This is a genomic window from Dinoroseobacter sp. PD6 (assembly GCF_028807315.1).
Classification (GTDB): Bacteria; Pseudomonadota; Alphaproteobacteria; order Rhodobacterales; family Rhodobacteraceae; genus Dinoroseobacter; species Dinoroseobacter shibae.
This window is the reverse complement of record NZ_JARAMN010000013.1, coordinates 1-19,143: the sequence shown is the minus strand read 5'-3', so window position 1 is coordinate 19,143 and position 19,143 is coordinate 1. Positions and strand designations below refer to the sequence as shown.

Here is a 19,143-nt window from a genome sequence, read left to right as displayed (position 1 = left end):
CGCTCCGGATCGCGGTGGCGCTCAGACGAAGTGCCCCAACCATCGGCCCAGTCGCTCCCCGAACCCCGTGACTTCGGCCAGCAGGACGAGAGCCGGCACCGGCGCCACGGCGACAGCCGCGCAGGCGAGAAACGCCGGGTAGGTGAAAGTCCGACTGTACCCCACCGCCATCGCGATGCCGCCCCCGCCGCCGATCACGGTATTGCCCGGCATGTTGATCAATAGAGCGAGGGCAAGCCACCGAAAACGCATCAATCCGTGGATCCACGGGCGATTCCGCAGTCCTTCCAGGAGCGAAGTGGCCGCATCCGAGGCCAGTGGTATGTTCCGGAAGGACGCAGGGCTTCGAGATCGGGATGCAAGGCGCCCGACCGCGAAGGCGATCGACAGCGCCAGAACCGTTGCGGCATAGACTGACCATGCCATGGCAGCGCCGAACACGAGCAGGAGCGCAAGGCCGATCTCCGCACCCGGCACGAAGGGCATGACGAGCAGAACGGTGTAGAGCAACAGGAGCGCCCAGCCCGTGATCTGCGATGCCGATGCCTCGTCCCGCAGTGCCGAGAGCATCGGCGAGATGTCCAGCTGGATCGCCACGCTCGCGGCTGCGGCAAGCGTGAGGACGATGAGAACCGTGCGCCCGCATCTGCGAAGGCGGAGGCCGGCCGGTGCCGCGCAAACATCGTTCGTGGGGGCGTTGTGGTTCATGGGTGTGCCGGTTCTGACTGGTCTTCCCGCCAGCGCCACGTGATCCAGGATATGGCAGCGAGGGCGCAGAACGCGACGCCAAAATGGAGCACATCGTCCATGTCGGTGGGCGGCGCCATCAGGGCCGGGCCTGCGGTGAAGATCACCCCGAACGCGCTCACCGGCCGCAGCCAGCGCCGCTCGAGCACCAGCGAGAACAGGACCATCGAGATGGGCACGAGCGCGAAGAAGCCGCCCATCAGCATCAGTTCGTCCGTGATCAGAATCCCGTTGTAGTAGCCCGTCAGCAGCATTTCGAGGTGAGACTTCAGCACGAACTGGTGGATGTCGCGGAAGATGATGTTCAGCAGGATGAACAGCCAAAGCGCGGACAGGAGCGTGTGTGGATCGAGCTTTCGCATTTTGGGTTCTTCCTTGTTCGGAGGTTTCTGGCATTTGGCTTGGGGTCACGGCCCGCTGGAGATTGCCGCGGGCTGCCTACGCGTTGCGAAGACGCGCCGGATGAAGAGTTCTGCGACCGCGAGGTTGATGGCCCACGCGCCGACCATCAGGAGGTCGCGATTGAGGCCGAGCGGCTCGGTCTTCATGAAGATCATGCCAATCAGGAGAAGAGCCGTCTGTGTCGAGGCTCCTTGGCCGATCGCATAGGCGCGCAGCATCGCGGCACGATGAGCAGCGGTCTCTCGTGCTCGGATCGCGACGACGGCCCACACGATGAAAGCGACCATCGCGAGACTGAGCGTGACCCGGGCCCAATAAAGCAGCGGTCCCTGCAAGGCATCGGGAAAGGCGTAGGACACCGTCATCCAGAGCCCGGTGAGCGCGCTGACGCATCCCGCCGCCGCCACGATCCGCCCGAGGGTCCGATGCAGAGCCGGGCGGTGGCGCCGCAGGCTCGGCAGGAACTGTAGCGCACCTACGAGGCAGAAGATCGAACTGCCGAGGATGTGCAGAGCAATCGGCAAGGGATCGATCACCGCGCGCGGGTTCGGCGGGATGATCATGGGACCGCCGAGAAGCTCGGGAATCCGGAGCAGGCCGAACACCGACGGAATGAAGGAATAAAGGACGATCAGGGCGAGGAAGGCCCATTCGCGACGTCTGATGTGATGCATGCTTGGGTCTTTCAGAAGAGCGGCTTGGACGGCGTCAGGCGGGTGCGCGCGCGACGATGATCGGGCTCATGCGCCTCGAGCCGAGGTGCAATGCGCGCTCGATCGTAAGGCCTGCGTCCTCGAGATATCGGACGAGGTCCGACTCGCTCAGGGGCGTTACGCGCGGTGCGATACGGAGCAGGGTCAGCGCGGGGATCATCGCGCGTATCGGCCAAGCGGCGGCCTTCGTGCACACCGTCTTGGACAGGAACAGACCGCCCGGCTTCGATTGCGCACGGACGGTTGCCAGAACTGCGGGGATGTCCTCGACAAGGTGCAGCAGGCTGAACGCGAAGATCGCGTCGAACGGCGCTCCGTCGATCAGCTCGCCGGCGTCGGCGTGGTGGAACGAGACGTTCGGGGGAGCGTCGCCGCCTAGCTTCGCATCGGCGATGCCGATCATGGCGCGCGAGCCGTCGGTGGCGGTGTAATGTGCGACGTTGGGCGCGAGGCGCAGGGCGGTGGTCCCCGTTCCGCAGCCGATCTCGAGCACACGGTCACCGGGCTTCAGCAGCGACGCGGCGAGCGCGAGCTTTTCCTCATAGGCGCCGGGATCGTCCACGGGCTTGCGGGCGTACTTGGGCGCGATGCGGTCCCAGAAGAGTTGAGTGGCCATAGGTCGTTCCGTCGAAGAGCTTGCTTTCAGATAGACAGGGCGGCGCGCAGAAGCTGTCGGCGGTTCGCGTCCCGGTATCGAGAGCGGTATCGCCATACGCCTGCGATTGGTCGATTGTCGAAATTCGTCCATCTGCTATACGCCGGTATATGAACTGGCAGGCCATCTCCTTCGACTGGAACCAGGTGCGCGCCTTTCTCGCGACGGCGGAGGAAGGCTCCTTCAGCGGCGCGGCGCGCGTGCTGAAGACGACCCAGCCCACCGTCGGGCGTCAGATCGGCGGTCTTGAGGAGGCGCTTGGTGTGACCCTTGTGGAACGCAGCGTCCGGGGGCTCACGCTGACCGAAGCGGGTCGCGACCTGCTCGACCACGTCCGCGCGATGGGCGAGGCGGCGACACTGATCTCGATGGTCGCCGACGGCGTGTCCCAGGACGTCTCCGGCGAGGTCACGGTCACGGGCACCGACCTCTTGTCCGCCGTGATCCTTCCCGGTGTCCTGAAACCGTTGCGGGAGGCTGCGCCCGGAATCCGCGTCCGCATCCTCGCCTCGAGCGAGATGGAGAACCTGATGCAGCGCGACGCCGACATCGCGATCCGCCATGTCCGGCCGGCGCAGCCCGACCTGATCGCGCGGCATCTCGGGGACTTCCGCGCCAACCTCTATGCCGCGTCGGACTATCTCGACCGGGCGGGCCGCCCGCGAACGGCGCGCGACATTGCCGACCATGATTTCGTCGGCAATGCCGATCCGGATCGCCTGATGGCCCCGTTGCACAACATGGGCGTGCCGGTCCGCCCCGAGAGCTTCGTCATGTCGAGTGCGAACGGCATCGTCGCGTGGGAACTGCTGAAGGCGGGCTTCGGCGTCTCCATGCTTCCCGAAGCGCTCGCTGACGCCGAGCCCGGGCTGGAGCAGGTCCTGCCCGGCTTTCCGTCCCTCGAGTTCCCGATCTGGCTCGTCACGCACCGGGAATTGCAGACCAGCCGCCGCATCAGGGTGGTCTTCGACCTGCTGGCGCGTGGGCTTGCTGAGCGCGTGGGGCGAAAAAGCCGTTCCGCTTGACAAGAGTGCGTCGGCCCCTCTAGACGGCGCCAAGGCATCAGACGCCTGCCGCCCGCCGACATTCGTCACGGTGAAGTTCTGTAACAGACACGATCTTCGTCATCCTCGGCACCTGTCGCGCGGATGGTAATGCGGGCCCCGTCCAGTCCTTGCGCGACCTCACGCCAGAAGGAAAACGGGGTCATGTCGTCCCAGACCAATTCATTTCTCGAGGGGCCGCTTGGCCCGATCTACGCGCGCACCGCGCTTCCCATCATCTTCGTCATGGCGATGAACGGCGCGCTCGCCGTGGTCGATGCCCTGTTCCTCGGGCATTTCGCGGGACCGCAGGCGCTGGCCGCCGTCACCTTGATGTTTCCGCTCTACATGCTGATCGTCGCGCTGGCGACACTGGTGTCCTCGGGCATGTCGAGCATCCTCGCCCGCCAGCTTGGAGCCTGGCGCGTGCAGGAGGCGCGCGCCACGTTTTCCGCGGCGCATGGTCTTGCAGCCTGCATGGGGTTGGTGCTTATCGCGCTCTTCCTTGCCTTCGGACGGCCTGTCGCCCTCTTGGCAGCAGGCGGGTCGGAGGATCTTGCCGCGATGGGGCTGATCTACCTGCGCATCACGGTCTTCGCCGCACCCCTGATCTTCATTCTTTCGGTCAATTCCGACGCGCTCCGGAATGAGGGGTTTGTGATGTTCATGGCAGCAATGAGCTTGCTCGTCTCACTCAGCAACATGGGGTTCAACTACGTCCTGATCGGCCTTTTCGACTTGGGCGTGGCGGGCTCTGCCTATGGCACGGCGCTGGCACAGGCCCTGGCGCTCGTCATCATCCTGAGCTTCCGCCTCTTCGGCGAGACGGGGTTGCGCCCGTCCGCGCTCTGGCACCATTCGCCGTTGTCGGGATGGCGGGGCATCCTCGCCCTCGGCGCGCCGCAGAGCTTCAACTTCCTCGGACTTGCGCTCGGGTCGGGGGCGATCATCGCGGCCCTCCAATGGGTCGAGGCGCCGAACTACGACGCGACTGTCTCTGCCTACGGCATCGTCACCCGCCTGATCACCTTCGCCTTCCTGCCGCTTCTGGGTCTGGCGCACGCGATGCAGACGATCACGGGCAACAATTTCGGTGCAGGCGCTTTCCGCCGCAGCGACGCGAGCCTTCTGACAGCGGTCATCGCGGCCTTCGGCTATTGCCTGGCGCTGCAGATCGGCATGACGGTCTTCGCGGAACCGATCGGTGCGGCCTTCGTCTCGGACACAGTCGTCATCGGCGAGGTCGCGCGCATCCTGCCGGTGATCTCGGCGGGATTCTTCGCCGCCGGGCCGCTGATGATGATCGCCATGCATTTCCAGGCCATCGGCGATGCGGGCCGCGCGGCGATCCTGGGCCTGTCCAAGCCCTATCTCTTCGCGATCCCGTTGACCTTCGCGCTCGGGGGCTCGGTTGGAGAGCCCGGAATCTGGCTTGCGGCGCCGATGGCAGAGGTCCTGCTGGTCGGACTGACCGGCCTCGTCCTGGCACAGGTCGCACGGGCGCAGTCCCTGCGCTGGGGTCTCTTCACCACGACTGAAGAGGTGCGGGCATGATACACGACTTGCCAACGATCCCGGAAGCGAAGCAGGAAGCAAGACACCTGCGCGCCACCCTTGCCGAACAGGGCGAGGCGATCAGCCACGCGCAGGCGCTGGAGCGGGTCGCGCAAGCCCACGGCTACCGCGACTGGAACGCGTTTCACGCCGCGCTGCGCGACCGGCCGCCGCGAGGCTGGGAGGCCGGCGGCCGGGTGACCGGGCGCTACCTGTCGCAGCCCTTCGCCGCGACGGTGCTGTCGACGGAGCAGCTGCGACCCGGCTGGGTCCGGCTGGTGCTCGACCTCGACGTGGCGGTGGACGTGGTGCGCTTCGACACCTTCTCGAACCTCCGCAAGCGGATCCGGGTCGAGGTCGGCCCGGAAGGCCACTCGAAGGAGCGGACATCGGACGGCACGCCGCATGTCCTGCTGGATCTCGACCAGCCCGGAAAGGACATCCCATGAACCATGAGTTGATCTTCGCGCTCGCCGGGCTGGTGGCGATGGCCGGCTGGGCCGCGCTCCTGCTGTCGCCGCTCATTCCGATCTGGTCGGACCGGATCGCGAGCCTGGTTCTTCCCGGCATCCTTTCGGCAGGCTACGTCGTGATCCTGTTCGCCTTTCCCGCGCCGGGCGGCGGCTTTGGCAGCTTTGCGGAGGTGCGCGCGCTCTTCTCGCACGTCGATGCCCTCATGGCGGGTTGGGTCCATTTCCTCGCCTTCGACCTTCTGATCGGGGCGTGGATCTGCCGACGCGGGCGGCGCGATGGTTTGCCCTTCTGGTCGGTCGCGCCGTGCCTACCGGTGACCTTCCTGTTCGGGCCGGCCGGGTTTCTCCTGTTCCAGCTCGTCCGGGCCGGTCACGGCTTGGCGGCCGCCCGTCATCCATGACACCCAACGTGGCCTCTGGACCGTCACCCCGGTTGTGGGTGACGGTCCGTTCGGTCGTCTGCACGGCGCGCTAGCCAGGCTCCGAGGTCGCTGCGCGCGGTGTCTCAAAGAACCGGGTGAAAGGCATCGTCAGCAGGCCAAGGAACACGAGGTTGCCGATGAGGTTCAGGGGCGCCCCGGCCAGAACCGACCCAAGGCTGTCCACGAGGAACCAGGCCCAGACCGAGGTCAGGATCGCCCGCTTCGCGAAGGCGGGCGCGATGCGCAGACCCTCCCCGGCGAGAGCCCACAGCATCAATCCCCAGCCCACCATGATGCCGCCGCCGATGGCGCTGAGCAGGTGGGCCTCCTGGGTGGTGGAGGTCTGAAGACCGTCGAGCGGCCAGAAGATGAGATCGCCGAAGAAGGCGGGGAGGCCGACCGTCGCCGGGTTGGATCCGAGCCAGACGACGACGCCGAAGACGACGACCAGTGCGGCCCCGAGTCTCAGAACGAATTCCTGCGGGTTCATTGCATATCCTTTCCGTGAACCGTTGGCAGGGTCTGTCTGACAAGGCGAGGGTAATCCGCACAATTACCTTGCAGGTAAGTGCGGCCGGCATCCGGAAATGCTAGCCGTCCAAGAAGGAGGCGCAGAGATGGCCAGGTTCGGAGAAATGCTGAAGTCCTGGCGCGAGACGCGGCGTCTCAGCCAGCTCGACCTCGCCTGTGAGGCATCGGTTTCTGCCCGGCACATCTCGTTTCTGGAAACGGGACGGTCGCGGCCCAGCCGCGATATGGTTCTCCATCTCTCCGAGGTCCTCGCCGTGCCGCGGCCGGCGCGCAACGGGCTTCTGGCCGCCGCGGGCTTTGCGCCGGTCTACGCGGCCGAGCCGCCGGACAGCGATGTCCTGCAGCCGGTGCTGGCGGCCATGTCGCGCCTTCTGGACCGGCATGAGCCGTATCCGGGCGTGATCCTCGACGGGCTCTGGTGCCTGCGCGACCTGAACCGGTCGGCGCGCCACCTGTTCGGGCTGGCGGGACTCGGGCCGGGCGACAGTCTGCTCGACGCGATGGCCGAGCCGGGCTGGGGCCCCGGCGTCGTGGAGAACTGGGGCGAGGTCGGACATCACGCGATGGTGCGGTTGCGGGCAGAAAGCCTGCAGGCCGGCGGCATCGCCGCACTGGACGAGGCCGCTGCGCGCCTTGCCGCCGACCCGGTCGTGGCGGCGTGGAAGCCCGACGAGCCGCTTCCGCCGGTTGTGCCCACGATCTATCGCGCGGGCGATCTGCGGCTCAGCCTGTTCTCGACCATCGCGCAGTTTCGCGGCGCCGAGGACATCGCGGTCGCGGACCTGCATATCGAGTTGATGTTTCCAGCCGACAAAGCCGCGCGGCAGGCGCTGAAGGCGCTTGATCGGAGCGGCGGCTTCGCCTGATCCGATGCACCCGCCAGAGCCCCCCGCCATCAAAGAGAAGGGAAGGATGATCATCAGACCATATAGGCCGACCGATGCGCGGCATCTGGCGGCGATACTGCACAAGGCTGTCCATGCCATCGGCGCGCGCGACTACAGCGCTGCACAGCTCGATGCGTGGAGCCCGGCACCGATTGCAGCAGAGCGTTTCCACGCGAGGGTCTCGGATGGAAGGGCGGTCACGGTCGCCGTATCGAACGAGGATGTGCCCGTGGCGTTTATCGAGCTCGAAGCGGATGGTCACATCGATTGCTTCTATTGTCACCCCGACGTCGCGGGATCGGGCGTCGGCAGGGCCCTGTTCGGACATGCTCAGTCACAGGCCCTGACAGCCGGTGTCAAACGGCTCACCGTCGAGGCGAGCGAGGCCGCTCGCCGCTTTTTTCTGCGCGAAGGCTTTCACGTGATGGCGCGTAGGGAGTTCCAGCTACTCGGCGTGTCGATCCACAACTATGCGATGGAGAAACGGCTGGATTTGATACACGCATGAAAGTCCCCCTGAAATCATCGACAAGGGATGGTTCAGCGCGGTCGGGTAGTTGCGATTGTCCATTTCGCGAGGGGCACGATGGCAATCGGCTGCCGTTTCTGGAGGATCGGGACGAACCCGCAGCCAGTTAACGCGGTTGGGCAGGTTGCATGTGCGGATCATGTGCACAGGATGTCTCGGCTTTCCCTTTTGTCGTCGCCAGAGTTGAAACTGCATGTTTGGCCCAATTGCACGACACGGTGTCCCCTTCTACGCCACAAGCCGCGGGACCACGCTTTCCACCAATCGCAGAAATCGTGAGTTGCGAGCCCCCGCAACCAACGATACTTGCGATGCCTCCGCCGGTCCTGCCGCGGAGGTTTTTGCTTTTGTCGGTCCCGCCCGCCGGGATCGTCTGCTGCGCCCTCCCGCAACCACTGTTGTCGAACCGACCGCCCAAGGGCGGTCGTTCGCATTCTGACCCTCCCCAAGACCCAAAAGCCCAGCCAACTCGCCAACGAGTTCAATGGCTAACGCATCCGCAGCCGGAACCAGACGGATCTCGGACAAAAGGCTGCGGATCGCCTCCGCCGCGTCCGCCGAACGCTCCGGATCAGCCAACGCCTCTTCCAGACCCGCGACCTGCGCACGGTACCGATCCGCAAGACCGGGATGAATAAGGACAGGTGACTCTTCTTCGGTCTCTCGCAGCACATGCTCAAGACGCGCCTTCTCCGCCTCCAGCGCCGTCATCTTGTCCTTCATGCTGATGTGGAACATCCCCTCGGCAATCGCATCGACAATCTGGGCTATCTGGCGATTGACCTTCGCCAAGTTGCGTTCGCTTTGTGCGCGCTCCTTGCGCACCGTGCCCGCAAGACGATTGAACTCTTCCTGGTAGGCCCGGACATATTCGGCGATCAACTCGGGCCGCAAAAGCTGTTCTTTCAGGCCGCTGAGAATGCGGGCCTCCAAATCCTCTCGCTTGATGGTGAGCCGGTTGTCGCATGTCCCTTTGTTCCGCGCACTGGCGCAGCCATAGAATTGGCTGCCAACCTGAACAAAGCCACCACCGCAGCTGCCGCACTTGAGCATGCCTGAAAACAGATGCCGGGCGCGCCTTGCCCGACCCAGCTTCTTGATTCCATCACTTATGGCCAGGTTCCGGGTTTGAAGTTGGCGTGCCTTCACGGCGTCCCAAAGGTCCGTGTCCACGATCTGCAAGTGTGGCACGTCTTCGATGATCCATGCCTCTGGCGGGTTCGGGCGGGCCTGGCGCTTGCCGGTCGCCGGATCCTTGATGAAGCGTTGGCGGTTCCAGACGAGGCGCCCGATATAGAGCTCGTTGTTCAGAATGCCCGTGCCGCGCTGGTGGTTGCCGTAGATCGTCGAGGCCCCCCATGTTCCGCGCGGACCGGCGACACCTTCCTTGTTCAAGCTGCTCGCGATCGCTCTCGGGCTAAGCCCGTTCTTGTAGTCTGCGAATATCCTGCGCACGATCTCCGCCTGCTCCGGGTTGATGGCCCGCTCGCCCGTGGCAAGGGTCCCGTCCGCTTGCATCTGGCGCAGGACGTCATAGCCATAGGTCACGCCCCCGGCCGACTTGCCCTTGCGCACCCTGCCTTCCAGTCCCCGGTGCGTCTTCTGGGCGAGGTCCTTGAGGAACAGGCTGCTCATGGTGCCCTTGAGGCCGATATGAAGCTCGGAGATCTCCCCCTCTGCCACCGTGAACACGGGAATGCCTTGGAATCGCATCTGCTTGAAGAAGGCCGCGATATGCTCCTGATCCCGGCTGATCCGGTCGAGCCCTTCCGCGACCACGATATCGAACGCGTTGCCACGCGCATCCTCCAGCAGACGCTGGTAGGCGGGGCGCAAGTGTGACGCACCGCTGAGACCCCGGTCCGAATAGGTCTCGGCCTCCCTCCAGCCGTTGCTGGTGATCAAACGGGCACAGAGGCGATGTTGATCCTCTATGGAGCTGTCGCTTTGGAGATCCGTGGAATAGCGGGCGTAAATGGCGGCGCGCATGGGTCGGGCCTTTCGGTTTGGTACACGAGACGAGCCCATCCAAGTATAGGTATGGGATGGGCCCTGTCTTCCACTTTCGATTGCAACCCGTTGCAACGGAAAAGCGTGCAAAATGAGACACCTGGCGGGTGCCTCGGTCACGTCTGGCGGCCTTTGGGTCGCTTCTCCGAGCGGCGCTTCAATATCGCTTGAACCAGGTCCTGGTACTCGGAGCAGGCTGACAGGCCAGTGGCGCGGTTATAGTGCTTCTCGGCCATATCGAGGGTCGCGTGCCCGAGGATGTCGCGGATGATGTTGACATGCTCGGGGTCCTGCTCGGCGATGCTGGTCGCGGCGATGGTGCGAAACGCATGGGGTCGCACCGCGTGGCCCAGAAGGCGCTCGGTGACCTTGGGAAACTGGCGTGACAAACCGTCGGGCGTGATGGCGTCCCCGTATTGGTTGATCCAAAGCGCCTTGGTGTCTGCGCCGCCCAAGAGCTTGACCCGATAGGTGGTCAGATAGACCTTCATGGGACCAGCGAGGACCTCTGGCAGCGGAAACCAACGGTCTTTCTTGTCCTTCATGTCCTCGGCGGAAAAGTGGATCTCATAGCCGGTCCCAACCCGTCGGACGTGCCGGTCCGTGGTCATGGACAACAGCGAGCGGCGGCGCACGGGCCGGGAAATCAGAAAGCCGACCATGAGCGCCTCGCGGAACCGGATCGCCTGCTTCATCTCGCTCGTATGCCGGGAGGTCTCGGCCTCCTCCAGAGCCGCGAGGCACTTGGCCAGGATCTCGCCGGCCGACAGGGGCGGGGCAGCTGGCAGGCTTTCGCGATCTGCCCGATGTATCAGGCGCTTGGACACGGTGTTTAGCCAGCCCCAATCGGTCGATGGCTGAAGCGCCCGTGTAACGACATAGAGGTCACTGATCAGGTTCTTGGTCGTTCCGATCTGAACCCGCGCCTCAAGTTCGTCCATGAACCCGCGCACCGCATCTCGCGTGACGCGATCTGCGGGCGGCTGTTCGAGCAGGGCAGGGCGGTGCCGTGTGAGCCAGGAAAGCCACTGTCCATAACTCTGGCGCCGCTTGATGCGACTGCCCTCCGACCAGCTGGCGCAAGGCCCCGTGCCGTCGAATATATCCCCTTCTGCGAAGAGCTCCCCCCAGGCGGATTGATCCGCCTTGGGCCAGTCAGAGAAACGGAGAACGAGCGGGATCGGGTCAGACATCGGTCTTGCCCTTCCATTTGGAGAGCACGACCTTGTCGTAATGGTCATGGGCCCACTGGTTGCTGAGTTCCGCGTAGAAATCCATCGTGGTCTGGAGGCGCTTGTGCTTGAGCAACCGGCGCACAACTTCGAAATTGCCCGGGCACTTATCCAGATACATCTTGGCCGCGATGTGGCGGAACAGGTGGGGATTGACCGAAAGGCCCGTCTCGCGGCGAACGCGTTGCGTGAGTGCGCCACCAAAATTGCTGGGGCAGCGGGGCTCCCCATCGCTCATGCGGGGAAAGAGGGCACGGCCATCAGCCTGAGAAACCTGCGAGCGGAACTGCATGATGTAGCGATGCAGGAGTTTTGAACTGTCTGCGTTCAGAAAGACGTCGATGGGCTCCCCGTTCTTGACCTCTACCCCCTCGATACGGATCGTGTAGAGCGTGTGGGTCCCGGAGCGCTGCGGGAGCACGTGCCGGTCCAGGTCAAGTCCGGCCAGGTTTTTGATCCGCATCGGGCAACTCAGCAAGATGACGAACGCCGCAGCGTGCATTGCAGCCAGCGCGCTGTCGCGGGAGAGAGGCCGCTCTTGCGCCCGAGACATCAATATACTCGGCAGTCTCATCAACTGTTCGAGGTTGTCCCAGCTGTTGAACTGAGAAAGGCGCTCCCTGTTTTTGCGGCTCATGCCAGCCGGTGGTCCTGCGACCCGTTTGTGGATCGCCTTCAGTGCCGTGATCTCTTGCTCAGGCGCGTTCAGATGGTGCCGCGCGATGGCGATGGCGGTTCCTGCGATATTGCCCAGCCCCGAAGGGATATCGTCGCCGCCACGCCTCGCCTTCATCTTGCGAAAGGCAGTTTTGAGATTGTCCGCCGTGATCACTTTGGTGAGCTGGGTGAACTCCGACGGCTCATGGCCCACAGAGACGAGTTCATCCAGAAGCTGCCTGAGATGCGCTTTGATATTGCGCAGGCTTGTCTCGCGCAGGGGTTTGTCGGGGCCGTCTTCACAAAAGAGATCCCGATGGGAGACGCGGTCGAGATAGTCCTGGATCTCCTGCTGGAGGCTCACCGGGTAGTCCGACAGGGGGCGCGCCAAGTAGCGTGTGGACGGGGCGCGCTTCAACACCGGCAGATCAAGGCCGGACTTCCGGATCACATGGTTCCACGTGTCGATCATCGACTTGACGTGCTTGTCCGGATCCCCGGTCAGCAGGGTGGCGTCAAGCTCCGCGTGAAACGCCTCGACGGCTTCCGTGCTCACGTCCGCTGGCTGAATGGACCGGGCGCTGCAATACCGCGCGAACCGGTGCAGCCCCCAAACTTGATGGGAGGAGTGCGCGCTTCCCAGAAATCGATCCCAGGGCGGGGTCAGAGGCTGGGCGGTCTCACGATCCTGCAACACGCCGGTGGCCCGCAACGCCGCGGCCAGATCGCTCTTCAACGTGCTGAGCGATTTGGGTTTGATCCCACAGGGGACGGGATGCAACGTCTCGAGCAGGCGGCGGAGATGCGGAATATCCGTCGGGATCTCCGATGGGGGACGATAGAGAAATTTGGAGACGCGCGATATCGCTGAGCGCTTTGCGCTCTGGCGCTTCATGTCAGGATCGGGATGGGCCTCCAGGGCCTCGAGAACGTCTGCCAGAGATATAGGCAGTTTGATGTTCATATGCTTAGTCATGGTTTACTTCTTTCATTGCTGTAGAGGGGACATTGGGGGACGTGCGGGGTCATGGCGGCCCTCTTGAGGACATTCGGGAAATCAAGGGCGTGGTTTTGTATCCGAAGTTGTCGGACCCGTTCTCCCGACCGCCTGAAAAACCACGCCAGAAGAGGACGTTAGAGGACATCGGCCAGGCCCGTCTTTCCGCGGGCCGCGGCAAGCGCCCTCAGGTCCGATCTGGCAATGCGCCAGTCGCGTCCCAGCCGCGTGGCCGGGAGCTGACCGGACGCGATCCAGCGCCGCACGGTCTTCGGGCAGACCCGGAAAACCTGCGCGACTTCCTTGACGCTCAGGTACGAGGCGTTGGGCGGAAACGGCCAATCAGTCATGGTCCGCCTCCCCCGTGCAACGGGTTGCAAAGTCATTGCGCGCCGCCTCTCGCGCCAGAAGGCGCACAAGAGAAAACAGCACAGAGGGATCAGGGGAGGACAGACGGTCCTCGGGAGCGACAGTGCTTGTCGTCATCGTTTGGCTCTCCAGTGGGAACCGCTCGTGACAATGTCCGGTGGTGCAGGCGCACGCCTTCACTCAATGCACATGTGCACCGATCTCTTCCGAGATCCGGACCATCGTCATCGAGTGCTCCCTCGGGCGTGCAATCGCCCAGAGTGCTCCCTGCGGCCCAGCCTCGCGGGCTGGTGTCAGGTCAAAGTCTTCCGCATGCCAGCAAACGCACGCCAACATGCGCCCATAGCATCGGTCGAAATAATTGGAACTTCGTTTACCTTCCGTACGGAAAACGAGGATCCGTGTGCTCACGCGAGACCGACCCAATGCGAAGCGTGCTGAGCGTTGTGCCCAATGGCAGGTCGCGAGGCTCCACACGTGTCTTGAAAGACATGGAATCTCTCGTTTTCCAGATGTCGATGGCGACAAACCGAAGCGCCAGAAGTTCAAGCGCTACCCAATCGGCTACGTTCACATCGATATCGCCGAGGTTCAAACCGTGGAGGGCAAGCTCTATCTCTTCGTCGGCAATGATCGGACGAGCAAGTTTGCGGCCACGCAGTTGGTCGCCAAAGCACATCGCAAGACAGCGTCGTAATTTCTCGAGCTTCTGCTCAAGGCGGTCCCCTATCGCATCCACACCATACTCACGGATAACGGCATCCAGTTCGCGGAGCAGCCACGCAACCGGAACACAATATCTTCCGGGCAGATGCGGTTCTACATGATTTGTGAGAAGCATGGGATTGAGCACCGGCTGAGTAAGGCGAACCACCCCTGGACCAACAGCCGGGTCGAGCGGGTGAACCGCACGATCAAAAACACTATCAGAGGCGTCGGCTTGCCACCGAGCGCACCGGGCCGCGCGCCATGCAAACGTCGCGACTTCACGACAACATTAATGCCGCATCGTACATGAATTGCAGTGACAATGCGAGTTGCAGGACGCCAAACACCGCTCCAAAAAGTTGGAGAGGTACTGGGCCTACGGCACGCAGGATCGCTTTTGACCGCAACATGAGCAGCCAATTCAGCGTAACCAAACCCAGACCCATGGCGAGGATGCCGAGCTTGTTTTCAATTCCCGGAAAAGCTGTCGCAAAGATGAGCGGCACGACGACAGCAATGGGCGGAAAGAGCCCGGGGAAAGCGATGGCCGATGCGTCGACCTGGGACGGATCGATTTGACGCGCCGGGGCGGGCTGGCTCAAAAGGTCCCGCAGCGACAGGGCAAACAACGCCACCCCGCCCGCTCCAATCAAGATCGGGAAGCTGACGCCCCACGCTCCTAGCGCCCCGAGACCAACTACAACCGCGACGACAAATGCACCCGCAACCAATGCGCTGGCGCGCCGGGCGATTGCCTTGACCGTTGGATCTGCATCATCCGAGCCGACGCGCGAGAACACGGCGATGGCACGAATTGGTCCCATCGTCATGAACAGCAGCCCAAACAGCTGACCCCAAGGGATCTGCGCGAGTGTGTCGGAGGTCATGCCTGTTCCTCGACAACAGCGGTGATCGTCATGTAATTCACTATGGCAGCGGCCAGACCTGCGACGAGAGCAAGAAGCACAACTGCGCTGCCGAGACCAACCTCTACCGTGCCCATGGCGCGCTGCCAGACAACAGCCAGCGCAACCACGGCACCAAATGCGAACAGACCGTGCTTGATGACGAGCCACAGGGTCGTGGGCACGAATGGCTTTTTTGCACCTTTGACTGTGAAATGCGCCACTGCCGTCAAAATCATCGCCAATGAAACAGCCAACGGCACAGATGACCCGAGGACCGTATGTGTCTCAGTTCCGATCGAATCGACGGTGAGGGGCATCGGCATGGACTTTCGTAGCAGGAAGTACTGGATTGCCCCGTTGATCACGGCATTGATCACGCCGGAGATCACCGCACCCTGGAGGATTTGGTGCTTCGTCAAGGTTAGGCCCGTAGCCGGCAATGAATTTGTGGTTGTCATGGTTTGCCCCTGTCACCGGCCTGCCTTAGCGACGTCGTCAAAACTGGGAAAGAACACCTCGCGACACCGATCAAGCCGTTCGAACCGGCGTTCGAAATTCACGGTGGCGATGCGGAGGTCGGCTTCGCGGGCAAGCACGATTTCCTCGGACAGGCTGCCACGTGCCTGCAACTGCCGGGCGCGTTCCAGCGACTTTTCGGCATAGGCCATCCACGCTTCATTTGCGCGCGCCTCAATCGGGCCCTTGTCGCAGCCTGCATCCCAACCGCGCAGGTAGACGGCGTAAAGATCACCCAAATCGACGGGAGTCCCCGCGAAATGCTCGTTCAGCATGCTGATCGCCGTCACCTGCGCCGCAACGGCAGTCAGGTTCCTTTCCGCGACTTGCAGTTGCAGCTTGTTCCACGCGTCCTTGAGTTGCGAAACCTCCAGCTCCAAAAGGGAAACGGCGTTGCGCTCATAAAGGGCGCGGTTGCGTTCCAGGATGGCAGCGTCTCGGTCAAGCTGCGCCTTGATGGTCTCCAGATGAATGCCGGACAACATGCTTTGATAGCCAACGCTCCGTCCCTGGTCGGCAAACACCAGCAGCATGACCTGATCCATGGTGGCGGGGCCTGTTGTCGGTACAACGCCGGAGTCTTCTGCGCTGGCTCCCGCACCGCCAAGAGCGACGAGGGCCAGCGAAAGCACAATACCGTGCAGGCGGGCAGATATGCGCATCGCCGGCCCCTCCATCAGCTGCCAAAGAGGCGCACAACAGCGCCGCCGCCGTGCACGTTGATCGTCTGACCGCTGACCCAGCCCGCGGCAGGCGAGCAAAGAAACAGCATCGCATTGGCAATGTCCTGGGGCCGGCCCGGGCGGCCGGTCAGGTTATCGGGATGTGCCAGTTTCTCCTGCATCTCGGGCGAAATGCCGGCATCGCCGTACCCCGCCGTCATCACGGTGCCGATCAGGATGGAGTTCACGCGCACCCGTTTGTTCAGCATGTGTGCCATGGACACCATCATCTGGTTCAGCGCGGCTTTCGCCGTGCCGTAGGGCAGAATGTCATAGGCTGGCACCGCTGAAGAGAACGAACCCGAGTTGGTAATCGAAGCGTTCTCGGCCTTCTCAAGATAGGGAAGACAAGCCATGCTCATCCGATAGGCGCTGATTGTGTTCAGCTTGTAGGAAGTGATGAATTCCTCGTCCGCAATTGCGGTCGGGTCTGGCTGGCGCCCGCCCCAGCCAACATTGTTGACGAGTGTGGAGATGCCGCCAAAGGTATCGACCGTGGCCTGCACCAACCCGTTTATGTCATCCTGCGAGGTGACGTTGCACGCCATGCCACGGCAATCATTGCCGGTCTCCCTGGCGATCTCGGCGGCTGTCTCGGCAGCCATTTCACCGTTCAGATCGCCGATCATCACCTTCGCGCCGGCACCCGACAGCGTCTTTGCGATACCGGCACCAATGTTTTGTGCACCGCCCGTGATGATTACACTGTGGCCGTCCAGCCGAAACTCTGCAAAAGCATCGAAGCTCATGGTTTTCTCCATCATTTGTCTGAAGTGGGCCGCACGCCGCGCGCGGCGCGGGCGGCCTGAATGCGCTTCAGGTGTCAGTCCAGTTCTTGCACACCGCCGCCTGACACTGTCAGGATCTGACCGCTGACCCATGCTGCCGCAGGCGAGCAGAGGTAAAGCGCAGCCCCCGCGATATCTGATGGCTCACCGAGGCGCTTGATCGGCGTGTGCTTGAGCATCGCCTGCTCGACCTCTGGCGTGAGAACTGTGGCCAGCGCTGCCGTCCGGATCGCGCCGGGCGCGATCCCGTTCACCCGGATATTCCGGGATCCAAGGTCGTGGGCGATGTTGCGGGTCAAATGGCTGATCGCGGCCTTGGAAGAGCCGTAAGACGCCATGCGCACGTTCTTGTTCTCGGCTGACATGGATGAAATGTTGAGCACTGATCCCCCGCCGGCAGCCTCGATGTGCGGTGCTGCAAGTTGCGTCAGGCGGAAGGCAGAAAAGACGTTGATTTCATACGCCCAGCGGAAGTCATCCATCGGCATGTCAAAGGGTTTTGGCCCACCGCCACCCGCGTTGTTCACCAGGATGGTCAGCTTGCCGAAATTATCGATTGCCGTCTGAACGGCGGCCTCAAGGTCGCTTTCCTTGGTCACGTTGCAGGCAATGCCCACGGCTTTGCCACCGGTGTCTAAGATGCCTTTGGCAACCTCATCGGCAGTCTCCTGTTTCAGGTCACTGACAACAACAGCGGCACCCGCGCCGGCGAACATCTCTGCAATGCCTCTGCCGATACCAGCGCCCGCGCCGGTGACGAGGGCCACCTGATTCTCCAATTGAAATGCCTTTGGGTCGAACATGCATGTCTCCGTTTCACCTTTGGAGTGCGAACTAGCAGTGCGGAAATGGTTGACCATGAAAGGGATGCTCATTTTGAGCACCATGGCGCGACCTACCGCTATCTGCTCTTGGCGATCAGGTGCTCATGCTTTTCGACGATGGTCGCGAGATCAGCGACCAGCCGTGCAACGCGATCGATTGCCCGGCGATCCGTCTCTGCAAGATCTCGGCGGGCAGTGGACTGGTCCCCATTGGACACCAGCCGATACGCCCCGGCGTCATCCCGCTCGATCCAGCCGCGCGTCTCGAGTGACGCCAGCTTGCGTCGGACTGTCTGACGCGGGATATTGGTGATGTCTGCGATCCTGGACGCGTTGGTGCTTTCTTTGGCAGCCTCGATGTCCGGCAGAGTTGAGCCCGGGCTGGACGCAGTACGCACGGCGCCCAGCCGGGCTTGCCCAATAACCGCCAACACCAGCATCTCCTGATAATCCCCGTCGAAAGCGCCCACCGCGTCGATCATATGACCGATCAAGAACTCGACGAAGATGTACTGGTAATCGAAATAATGGCTCTCGAACGCCGCAGCGTTCCGGTCGGCCCGGAAAGAGTGCTGAGGCGAGCCGCCGTGGCTTGTGATCATTTTTGCCAAACTGACATCCTCTTTCGATTTGACCGACTGGCCCAAGTGTACCTATCCGTCTAACTCGCTTCAGCTAGCAATTCACCTGATCTCTTTACCCTAAGCGCAGTCCGTGGGTGTTAACAGAAGACATATCCGCAATCGTCCGCCCTTGCGGTAGCAAGACAATCGCGATCGGAAAGACTGAGAAGGCGGTGCGCCGCGTGCGTCAAGGAGGTGGCAACGCTCAACTATGTTCGCGCGTCAGTCTTCAGGGCGGGCCTAGATCGTGACTGCGATCCTGCACAGAGCGGCCGCGATCAACGCACAGCGCAGCGTGTCGGAATGCGGCACCGGGGTAAAAATGGCAGACTATGCTTCGGAGATGGCCCTCTGTGCGAAACCTTAACGCCCCTAGCACCCAGCGTAGCCACACCGGCCGCGCCACGGCCCTTCATAATGCAGCAGTACGGCACGCAGGCGCAGCGAAAGTCGGCTTCCCGCCCACCTTGTTGCCAAGCTCTGCGCTCGAAGCGCGAGTTCAGTGATAGCTCGGATTGGCTTTGTGCACGGGGTTGCCCGATCCGTTACAAGGCGCAAAACTAACGGTGCAAGGTGCATCTCAGCTTCGTTCGGCAACGGCGGTTGCGCCCTCCCGCAACCAAATTTTTACTCGTTTCCAAACGCTTATGCGCCGCCCTCCGGGCCGGCGTTTGCGTTTCCAGCCGCCGTGGAAGCACTGTGGAAGCAAGAGGGGCCGAAGTCCTTCGTGCTTCCACATGAGCAGTTGGGCTCAGCGCTCCTCGATGAAGACACTGCATTCCTTCGAGTGAGTGATCTGAGAGCCGCTTCTTCCTCCAGTTTGAGGTAGAGTC

General features: G+C 62.8%; 21 protein-coding genes and 1 pseudogene. 7 read left to right on the top strand and 15 right to left on the bottom strand.

Annotated elements, in window-relative coordinates:
* Positions 1-21: 21 nt before the first annotated feature.
* The 4 genes from PVW48_RS17895 to PVW48_RS17880 all read right to left on the bottom strand — a co-directional run bounded on the left by PVW48_RS17895 (position 22) and on the right by PVW48_RS17880 (position 2,478).
* Complete coding sequence (locus PVW48_RS17895; protein WP_274582313.1) at positions 22-597, bottom strand: hypothetical protein; 576 nt, start codon at positions 595-597, stop codon at positions 22-24.
* A 107-nt stretch (positions 598-704) separates the two neighbouring features.
* Entirely contained in the window at positions 705-1,109 is a 405-nt protein-coding gene (locus PVW48_RS17890; protein ID WP_274582312.1) for a DUF6326 family protein, read from the bottom strand.
* Positions 1,110-1,154: 45 nt separating this feature from the next.
* The gene (locus tag PVW48_RS17885) at positions 1,155-1,823 is read right to left on the bottom strand and encodes a DUF2306 domain-containing protein (protein WP_274582311.1); all 669 of its coding nucleotides are present in this window, start codon (positions 1,821-1,823) and stop codon (positions 1,155-1,157) included.
* Positions 1,824-1,857: 34 nt separating this feature from the next.
* Positions 1,858-2,478: a class I SAM-dependent methyltransferase gene (locus tag PVW48_RS17880; RefSeq protein ID WP_274582310.1), complete on the bottom strand. Its 621-nt coding sequence runs from the start codon at positions 2,476-2,478 to the stop codon at positions 1,858-1,860.
* Between the two features lie 149 nt (positions 2,479-2,627).
* Here PVW48_RS17880 and PVW48_RS17875 point away from each other — a divergent pair, with 149 nt between their 5' ends.
* The 4 genes from PVW48_RS17875 to PVW48_RS17860 all read left to right on the top strand — a co-directional run bounded on the left by PVW48_RS17875 (position 2,628) and on the right by PVW48_RS17860 (position 5,988).
* Positions 2,628-3,542, top strand: a complete 915-nt coding sequence (locus tag PVW48_RS17875) for a LysR family transcriptional regulator (RefSeq protein WP_274582309.1) — start codon at positions 2,628-2,630, stop codon at positions 3,540-3,542.
* Positions 3,543-3,725: 183 nt separating this feature from the next.
* Positions 3,726-5,114 (top strand): MATE family efflux transporter, encoded by a 1,389-nt coding sequence (locus PVW48_RS17870; protein ID WP_274582308.1) that lies wholly within the window; start codon positions 3,726-3,728, stop codon positions 5,112-5,114.
* The gene (locus PVW48_RS17865; RefSeq protein WP_274582307.1) at positions 5,111-5,563 is read left to right on the top strand and encodes a glyoxalase superfamily protein; all 453 of its coding nucleotides are present in this window, start codon (positions 5,111-5,113) and stop codon (positions 5,561-5,563) included. The genes PVW48_RS17870 and PVW48_RS17865 overlap by 4 nt, the downstream gene beginning before the upstream one ends.
* Positions 5,560-5,988 carry an ABA4-like family protein gene (locus PVW48_RS17860; protein ID WP_274582306.1) on the top strand — a complete coding sequence of 143 codons (429 nt, stop codon included), beginning with the start codon at positions 5,560-5,562 and terminating at the stop codon, positions 5,986-5,988. Before PVW48_RS17865 ends, PVW48_RS17860 begins: the two co-directional genes overlap by 4 nt.
* A gap of 70 nt (positions 5,989-6,058) precedes the next feature.
* Here PVW48_RS17860 and PVW48_RS17855 read toward each other — a convergent pair whose 3' ends face one another.
* Positions 6,059-6,499, bottom strand: coding sequence for a hypothetical protein (locus PVW48_RS17855; RefSeq protein ID WP_274582305.1), 441 nt, complete (start codon positions 6,497-6,499; stop codon positions 6,059-6,061).
* A gap of 127 nt (positions 6,500-6,626) precedes the next feature.
* Between PVW48_RS17855 and PVW48_RS17850 the strand changes: the two genes are divergently transcribed.
* Both PVW48_RS17850 and PVW48_RS17845 read left to right on the top strand, forming a co-directional pair.
* Positions 6,627-7,406, top strand: coding sequence for a helix-turn-helix domain-containing protein (locus PVW48_RS17850; RefSeq protein WP_274582304.1), 780 nt, complete (start codon positions 6,627-6,629; stop codon positions 7,404-7,406).
* A gap of 46 nt (positions 7,407-7,452) precedes the next feature.
* Positions 7,453-7,935 (top strand): GNAT family N-acetyltransferase, encoded by a 483-nt coding sequence (locus PVW48_RS17845; RefSeq protein ID WP_274582303.1) that lies wholly within the window; start codon positions 7,453-7,455, stop codon positions 7,933-7,935.
* 249 nt (positions 7,936-8,184) lie between these two features.
* On the opposite strand, the gene PVW48_RS17840 is transcribed toward PVW48_RS17845, so the two are convergent.
* The 4 genes from PVW48_RS17840 to PVW48_RS17825 form a co-directional block, all read right to left on the bottom strand.
* Positions 8,185-9,945, bottom strand: a complete 1,761-nt coding sequence (locus PVW48_RS17840; RefSeq protein WP_274582302.1) for a recombinase family protein — start codon at positions 9,943-9,945, stop codon at positions 8,185-8,187.
* A 137-nt stretch (positions 9,946-10,082) separates the two neighbouring features.
* Positions 10,083-11,159 carry a tyrosine-type recombinase/integrase gene (locus PVW48_RS17835; RefSeq protein ID WP_274582301.1) on the bottom strand — a complete coding sequence of 359 codons (1,077 nt, stop codon included), beginning with the start codon at positions 11,157-11,159 and terminating at the stop codon, positions 10,083-10,085.
* Entirely contained in the window at positions 11,152-12,819 is a 1,668-nt protein-coding gene (locus PVW48_RS17830) for a site-specific integrase (protein ID WP_274582300.1), read from the bottom strand. Before PVW48_RS17830 ends, PVW48_RS17835 begins: the two co-directional genes overlap by 8 nt.
* Positions 12,820-12,989: 170 nt before the next feature.
* A complete protein-coding gene (locus PVW48_RS17825) occupies positions 12,990-13,202 on the bottom strand; it encodes a helix-turn-helix domain-containing protein (protein ID WP_274582299.1) in 213 nt (70 codons plus the stop codon).
* 488 nt (positions 13,203-13,690) lie between these two features.
* On the opposite strand from PVW48_RS17825, the pseudogene PVW48_RS17820 reads away from it, so the two are divergent.
* Positions 13,691-14,143, top strand: a pseudogene (locus PVW48_RS17820) (DDE-type integrase/transposase/recombinase); the annotation flags it as partial.
* Positions 14,144-14,207: 64 nt separating this feature from the next.
* Here PVW48_RS17820 and PVW48_RS17815 read toward each other — a convergent pair.
* The 6 genes from PVW48_RS17815 to PVW48_RS17790 all read right to left on the bottom strand — a co-directional run bounded on the left by PVW48_RS17815 (position 14,208) and on the right by PVW48_RS17790 (position 18,334).
* Positions 14,208-14,816, bottom strand: a complete 609-nt coding sequence (locus PVW48_RS17815; protein ID WP_274582298.1) for a MarC family protein — start codon at positions 14,814-14,816, stop codon at positions 14,208-14,210.
* On the bottom strand, positions 14,813-15,295 hold the full coding sequence (locus PVW48_RS17810) for a hypothetical protein (RefSeq protein WP_274582297.1): 483 nt from the start codon (positions 15,293-15,295) through the stop codon (positions 14,813-14,815). The genes PVW48_RS17815 and PVW48_RS17810 overlap by 4 nt, the downstream gene beginning before the upstream one ends.
* A 12-nt stretch (positions 15,296-15,307) precedes the next feature.
* The gene (locus PVW48_RS17805) at positions 15,308-16,015 is read right to left on the bottom strand and encodes a hypothetical protein (RefSeq protein WP_274582296.1); all 708 of its coding nucleotides are present in this window, start codon (positions 16,013-16,015) and stop codon (positions 15,308-15,310) included.
* Between the two features lie 14 nt (positions 16,016-16,029).
* Complete coding sequence (locus tag PVW48_RS17800; protein ID WP_274582295.1) at positions 16,030-16,824, bottom strand: SDR family oxidoreductase; 795 nt, start codon at positions 16,822-16,824, stop codon at positions 16,030-16,032.
* Between the two features lie 74 nt (positions 16,825-16,898).
* Positions 16,899-17,666, bottom strand: coding sequence for a 7-alpha-hydroxysteroid dehydrogenase (hdhA, locus tag PVW48_RS17795; RefSeq protein WP_274582294.1), 768 nt, complete (start codon positions 17,664-17,666; stop codon positions 16,899-16,901).
* Between the two features lie 98 nt (positions 17,667-17,764).
* Positions 17,765-18,334, bottom strand: a complete 570-nt coding sequence (locus tag PVW48_RS17790; protein ID WP_274582293.1) for a helix-turn-helix domain-containing protein — start codon at positions 18,332-18,334, stop codon at positions 17,765-17,767.
* Positions 18,335-19,143 lie beyond the last annotated feature (809 nt).